Genomic DNA, 6527 nt, shown 5'->3' with positions numbered 1-6527 from the left:
GGCGGGCTGTGGGGATGGTCTCCACCGGTTGGGTCTGGGTCACGGCCCCTCCTCGTGTGGTGCGGTTGATCAGCCGCCCGAAGGCTACTGGAAAATCTGCGGCCTAGAAATTAGTCTGCCGGAAGTTTTCCCGCGATGCGAGCCTTGACCGGGGCTTCGGGCGGTTGACAGGGGGAGGTCGGCGTGACGTCACCGGTGGGGCTGCACCGCGTCGTGGATCCGGCGGGCGTGCTGCCGCAGGCGGCCCGGCGGCTGGACGCGAGTCCGGAGATCGCCGCGAACGAGGTGCGGATCCGGGTGGAGCGGCTGAATCTGGACGCGGCGAGTTTCCGGCAGCTGTGGGAGAAGCACGGCGGTGACGGGGACGCGGTACGCGCCGAGGTGCTGGAGATCGTCAGCAGCCGGGGGAAGATGCAGAACCCGGTGACCGGTTCGGGCGGGATGCTGATCGGCACCGTCGAGGAGGCGGGCCGGCGGTCGCCGCTGGGGCTCGTGGCGGGCCAGCGGGTGGCGACGCTGGTGTCGTTGACGTTGACGCCGCTGGTGATCACGGACGGGTTGGCGCGGTGGGACGGGCGCAGCGAGCAGGTGCCGTGCGACGGGTGGGCGATCCTGTTCGCCCGGTCGATCGCCGCGGTGCTGCCGGCGGACGAGGATCCGCAGTTGTCGCTCGCGGTGTTGGACGTGTGCGGGGCGCCGGCGTTGACGGCGCGGGTGGTGTCGCGTTACGTGGCCGACCGGGCGCGTGAGGGGGACCCCCGGCCGGTGACGGTGGCGGTGATCGGTGGCGCGGGTAAGAGTGGTTCGCTGTCGCTGGCGGCGGCGCGGCGGGCGGGCGCGGGCCGTACGGTCGGGGTGGTGCCGGTGGCGGCGGAGCGGGACGCGCTGACGGCGGTCGGGTTGGCCGACGCGGTGGCGTTGGCCGACGCGCGGGATCCGGTGGCGGTGTCGACGGCGGTGACCACGGCGCTCGGTGTGCCGGCGGACGTGACGGTGGTCTGCGTGGACGTGCCGGGGTGTGAGCACGGGGCGATCCTGGGCACGGCGGACGGCGGCACCGTGATCTTCTTCTCGATGGCGACGAGCTTCGCGGGGGCGGCGCTGGGCGCGGAGGGCTTGGCGGCGGACGTGACGATGCTGGTGGGCAACGGGTACGTGCCGGGGCACGCGGATCTGGCGTTGGGGTTGCTGCGCGCGGAGCCGGGGGTCCGTCGGCTCTTCGAGTCCCGGTTGGCGGCAGACTGAGGTCATGACGAACCCCTCGACGTTGTACCGCGGCGGCGTGCTGCACTGCCCCGCCGACCCGAACGCGACCGCGCTGCTGGTCTCCGGTGGGCGGATCACCTGGCTGGGGGTGGACGCGGACGCGCCCGCCGCCGACCGGGTGGTGGATCTGGACGGGGCGTTGGTGACGCCGGCGTTCGTGGACGCGCACGTGCACGCGACGGACACCGGGTTGGTGTTGTCGGGGCTGGATCTGTCGGGGGTGCGTTCGGCGGGGGAGTTGCTGGACGCGGTGGCCGGGTTCGCGGCAAATCTGCCGGCGGACGCGGTGGTGCTGGGCCACGGCTGGGACGAGTCGAGCTGGGGTGCGCCGGAGCTGCCGGACGCGGAGGTGTTGGAGCGGGCGGCCGGTGGTCGGCGGGTGTACCTGTCGCAGGCGTCGATCCACTCGGCGTTGGTGTCGCGGGCGATGCTGGCGGCGGTGCCGGAGGTGGTGGCCGCGGCGGGGTACGACGAGTCGGGGTGGCTGCGGCGTGACGCGCACCACGTGGTGCGGGCGGCGGCGTTCGCGTCGGTGACGCGGGCGCAGCGGGTGGATGCGCAGCGGGTGGCGTTGGCGCACGCGGCGTCGCTGGGTGTGGCGGCGGTGCACGAGTGCGGTGGGCCGGAGATCTCCGACGAGGAGGACTTCACGGGTCTGCTGGGCATCTCGGGTGCGGGTGTGCCGGAGGTGTACGGGTACTGGGGTGAGTTGGGTGGCGCGGCGCGGGCCCGGGAGTTGGGTGCGGTGGGCGCCGGTGGTGATCTGTTCGCGGACGGGGCGTTGGGTTCGCGGACGGCGCACCTGTCGCAGCCGTACCTGGACGGGGACGGGGTCGGGCACGGCTACCTGTCGGCGGAGCAGGTGCGGGAGCATCTGCTGGACTGCGCGGCGCACGGGTTGCAGGGCGGGTTCCACGCGATCGGGGACGCGGCGATCGGCACGGTCCTGGAGGGGTTCGCGGGGGCGGTGCGGCAGTTGGGTGTGGAGCGGGTGCGCGCGGCGCGGCACCGCGTCGAGCACGCGGAGATCATGGACAAGCGGTTGATCGCCGGGTTCGTGGAGTACGGGATCGTGGCGAGCATGCAGCCGGCGTTCGACCGGTTGTGGGGTGGCGCGGGCCGGATGTACGAGTCGCGGTTGGGGTTGGCGCGGTCGTTGGCGTCGAATCCGATGGGTGCGATGCATTCGGTGGGGGTGGCGTTGGCGTTCGGGTCGGATTCGCCGGTGACGCCGGTGGACCCGTGGGGGTCGGTGCGGGCGGCGGCGGCGCATCACAGTGCGGCGCAGCGGATGAGTGTGCGGGCGGCGTTCGCGGCGCACACGCGCGGCGGGTGGCGGGCGGTGCATCTGGACAACGAGGGGGTTCTCGCGTTGGGTGCGCCGGCGACGTTCGCGGTGTGGGAGACGCCGGCGGGGGTGGATCGGGGGCTGCCGGTGCTGCTGGCCGAGGAGCCGGAGTTGCGGGGGCCGCAGGATCCGACGCCGTTGCCGGTGTGCCGGCGGACGGTGCTGCGTGGTGACGTGATCTATGAGGAAGGGTCTGCGTGAGCGAGCGAACCAGCGGGGCGTGGCGTGCCGCCGCGCGGCGGAGCGGGGCGGCGGCGTGAGACGGAAGCTTGATCTTGATCCGGTGCTGGTGGCGCGGGCGCGGGAGTTGGCGCGCCGCGCGGGGCAGCCGGTGGTGGACCTGGCCCGCAGTCACACGACGGTGTCGGTGGAGCGGGCGGTGTTGCGGCTGGCCGGGGTGACCGGCGCGGACCCGGACGGCATTCCGTGGGTGAACCGGCTGGTGGACGCCGTGGTGGCGGACGTGGGTCTGGGGCACGGGGTGGCGGCGCCGGTGTTCGACGCGCTCGCCCGGGAGGATCTGACCGATGTGACGTTGCTGGCGCAGAAGGCCGCCGCCGGATCGGTGCGGTTCACCCAGCCCACCGGGAAGGCGGCCACGGCCGCGCGCCGGGCGGCCCGGAAGGCGGTCGCCGCGGGGGTGCGGCGTATCGACCGGCGGCGGGCCGAGCGGGACCGGCTGGTGAAGCGGTACGGGGACCCGAAGCAGCGGCCGTGGGTCTACCTGATCGTGGCGACCGGTGACATCTATGAGGACATTCCGCAGGCGCAGGCGGCGGCGCGGGCGGGCGCGGACGTGATCGCGGTGATCCGGTCGACGGGGCAGTCGTTGCTGGACTACGTGCCGGAGGGCGCGACGCGGGAGGGTTTCGCCGGCACGTACGCGACGCAGGAGAACTTCCGGTTGATGCGGGCGGCGTTGGACGTGTCCTCGAAGGAGCTGGGCCGGTACGTGCGGTTGACGAACTACGCGTCCGGGTTGTGCATGCCGGAGATGGCGACCCTCGCGGGCCTGGAACGCCTGGACATGATGTTGAACGACTCGATGTACGGGATCCTGTTCCGCGACATCAATCCGATCCGCACGTTCGTGGACCAGCGGTTCTCGCGGCAGGTGCACGCGCGGGCGGGGATCATCATCAACACCGGGGAGGACAACTACCTCACCACCGCCGACGCGGTGGAGGAGGCGCACACGGTGACGGTGTCGCAGCTGCTCAACGAGTTCTTCGCGCACGAGGCGGGGTTGGCGGACTGGCAGCTGGGGTTGGGGCACGCGTTCGAGATCAACCCGGATGTGCCGGAGTCGTTCCGGCTGGAGTTGGCGCATGCGTTGCTGGCGCGGGAGTTGTTCCCCGACGCGCCGTTGAAGTGGATGCCGCCGACGAAGCACATGACCGGGGACGTGTTCCGCGGCAACCTGCTCGACGGGTTCTTCAACCTGGCGGGGACGCTGACCGGGCAGGGCATCCTGCTGGTGGGGATGATGACCGAGGCGGTGGTGACGCCGTGGTTGTCGGACCGGGACATCGCGGTGCAGAACGTGCGGTACGTGTTGGGTGCGGCCGGTGGGCTGCACGAGGACTTCGTGCCGGCGCCGGGCGGGTTCATCCAGCAGCGGGCGCAGCAGGTGCTGCGGGAGGCGGTGGAGCTGTTGGCGCGCATCGGTGACCAGTCGTTGTTGACGGCGATCGCCGAGGGCACGTTCGGCATCATGAAACGCCCACCGGATCGGGGTAAGGGCCTGGACGGGGTGGCCCGGCACGAGGCGGACTACTGGAATCCGGCCACGGAGATCCTCGAGGCGGAACCGGCCGCGGAGCGCGGCGGCGTGCTGGCCGCCGGGGAGACGGCGGTGCGGTCGTGAGCGGTGCCGGCGTGGAGAAGAAGATCGTGCGCCCGTACGGGGACACCACCGGTGACGGGATGGTGCAGGTGTCGTTCACGCTGCCGGTGCCGCACGACAAGCGGGCCGAGGGCGCGGCGATCCAGCTGGCCGGGAAGATGGGCATCGACCCGGCGATGCTGGTGCACGCGAAGCAGATGGGCGACGGGTACACGTTCTTCGTGGTGTACGGGCGGGTGAACCATCTGGTGGACGTGTCCGCGGTGCAGGTGGTGGAGCGGGACTTCCCGTTGCTGTCGGCCAAGGAGGTCAACGCCCTGGTGAAGCAGCGGCTGCGGCGGAAGTTGTCGGTGGTGGGGGCGTGCATCGGCACGGACGCGCACACCGTCGGCATCGACGCGATCCTGAACGTGAAGGGCATCGCGGGGGAGAAGGGCCTGGAGTACTACCGGGAGTTGAAGGTCACCAATCTGGGGGCGCAGGTGAGCGTGCCGGAGCTGGTGGAGGCCGCCCGGGTGGAGAAGGCGGACGCGGTGCTGGTGTCGCAGGTGGTGACGCAGCGCGACGCGCATCTGCACAACACGCGGGAGATGTCGGCGGCGTTCCGGGAGGCGATGCCGGCGGGCAGGCGTCCGCTGCTGATCGTCGGTGGGCCGCGTTTCGACGAGACGATGGCCGAGGAGTTGGGTGTGGATCGGATCTTCGGCCGGGGCACCACCCCGGGTGAGGTGGCCAGTTACCTGGCGCACGCGTTGATCACGAGCAGGAGGGCGGCGGCGTGACGGGTCAGGATCCGCGGCTGGGGTTGACGGTGACGCACCGGCGGTACGTGCCGTACTCGCACGCCCACTATGCGGGGAACCTGGTCGACGGGGCGTACGCCCTGGGGTTGTTCGGGGATGTCGCCACGGAGGTGTGCATCCGCACCGACGGCGACGAGGGGTTGTTCGCCGGGTACGCCGATGTGCGGTTCAGCGCCCCGATCCGGGCCGGTGACGTGGTGGAGGTGACCGCGCAGGTCAGCCGGGTGGGTACCCGCAGCCGGACGGTGGAGCTGAGCTGCCTGGTGGTGTGCCGGGGCCGCCCGGACCGGGGTGAGTCGGCCGCGGAGGTCCTCGACCCGCCGATCGTGGCGGTCACCGCGACCGGCACGGTGGTCGTGCCGCCGACGGCGTGAACGTCGCGGTCTGCGCCGACGTCGGGTCGACGTACACGAAGGTGGCGGTGGTCGATCTGGACGACGCGCGGCTGGTCGCGGCGGCCGCGTCGGCGACGACGGTCGGTACGGACGTGCTGCACGGCCTGGACGCGGCTGTCGCGGCGGCCACCGCCGGGCTGGGCGTCCGCGATCCGGCGTGGTACGTGTGCTCGTCGGCCGGGGGTGGGCTGCGGTTGGCGGTGGTCGGCTACGAGCAGTTGGTGACGGCGCAGGCGGGCCGGCGGGTGGGCCTGTCGGCGGGGGCGAACGTGGTGCATGTGGCCGCCGGTCGGCTGGGCGCGGCGCAGCTTCGCGCGTTGCGGGCGGCCCGCCCGGACGTGGTGTTGCTGGTGGGTGGCACCGACGGTGGGGACGCGGAGGTGTTGACGCACAACGCGACGCGGCTGGCCCGGGCCCGCTGGCGGGTGCCGGTGGTGCTGGCCGGCAACGTCGACGTGCGGGAGGAGTTGGCGGCGGTGCTGGCCGCAACGGGGGTGCCGGTGACGGTGGCCGAGAACGTGCTGCCCCGCATCGGGGTGTTGTCGCCGGCGTCGGCGCGGGCGGCGATCCGGGAGGTGTTCCTGCGGCACGTCATCGGTGGGAAGCGGCTGTCGCGGGGGTCCCGGTTCGCGCGGTTGGTGCGGGCGGCCACCCCGGACGCCGTGTTGACCGGGGTGGAGGTGCTCGCCGACCGGCTCGGCGGGGACCTGGCGGTGGTGGACGTCGGTGGGGCCACCACCGACGTCTACTCGGTGCTCACCCCGGACGAGCGGGCGACCGGGCCGGGTCGGGAGGTGGCGGGTTCCCTGTGGCGGGCCCGCACCGTGGAGGGCGACCTGGGAATGCGGTGGAGCGCGCCCGGGGTGGTG

General features: G+C 72.7%; 6 protein-coding genes. All 6 read left to right on the top strand.

Annotation, left to right across the window (positions count from 1 at the left end; translation table 11 throughout):
- The first annotated feature begins 195 nt into the window (after positions 1–195).
- Positions 196–1245, top strand: a complete 1050-nt coding sequence (locus E1211_RS29330; RefSeq protein ID WP_207915552.1) for a zinc-binding alcohol dehydrogenase — start codon at positions 196–198, stop codon at positions 1243–1245.
- A gap of 4 nt (positions 1246–1249) precedes the next feature.
- Positions 1250–2815: an amidohydrolase gene (locus E1211_RS29325; protein WP_132353018.1), complete on the top strand. Its 1566-nt coding sequence runs from the start codon at positions 1250–1252 to the stop codon at positions 2813–2815.
- A gap of 55 nt (positions 2816–2870) precedes the next feature.
- The gene (locus E1211_RS29320; protein WP_132353016.1) at positions 2871–4481 is read left to right on the top strand and encodes a lysine 5,6-aminomutase subunit alpha; all 1611 of its coding nucleotides are present in this window, start codon (positions 2871–2873) and stop codon (positions 4479–4481) included.
- Positions 4478–5242: an OAM dimerization domain-containing protein gene (locus E1211_RS29315; RefSeq protein WP_132353014.1), complete on the top strand. Its 765-nt coding sequence runs from the start codon at positions 4478–4480 to the stop codon at positions 5240–5242. Before E1211_RS29320 ends, E1211_RS29315 begins: the two co-directional genes overlap by 4 nt.
- A complete protein-coding gene (locus E1211_RS29310; protein WP_207915551.1) occupies positions 5239–5637 on the top strand; it encodes a hotdog domain-containing protein in 399 nt (132 codons plus the stop codon). Before E1211_RS29315 ends, E1211_RS29310 begins: the two co-directional genes overlap by 4 nt.
- On the top strand, positions 5634–6527 hold an 894-nt coding region (locus tag E1211_RS29305; protein WP_132353012.1), incomplete at its 3' end, for a glutamate mutase L. The genes E1211_RS29310 and E1211_RS29305, both read left to right, overlap by 4 nt.

It is taken from the genome of Micromonospora sp. 15K316, from assembly GCF_004348525.1.
Taxonomy (GTDB): Bacteria; Actinomycetota; Actinomycetes; order Mycobacteriales; family Micromonosporaceae; genus Micromonospora.
This window is presented reverse-complemented; position numbering and strand designations above follow the sequence as displayed.

What these genes read in the sequence shown, in the direction of transcription:
- E1211_RS29325 (WP_132353018.1), top strand. Translation starts at nt 1,250, where the DNA reads ATGACGAACCCCTCGACGTTGTACCGCGGCGGCGTGCTGCACTGCCCC.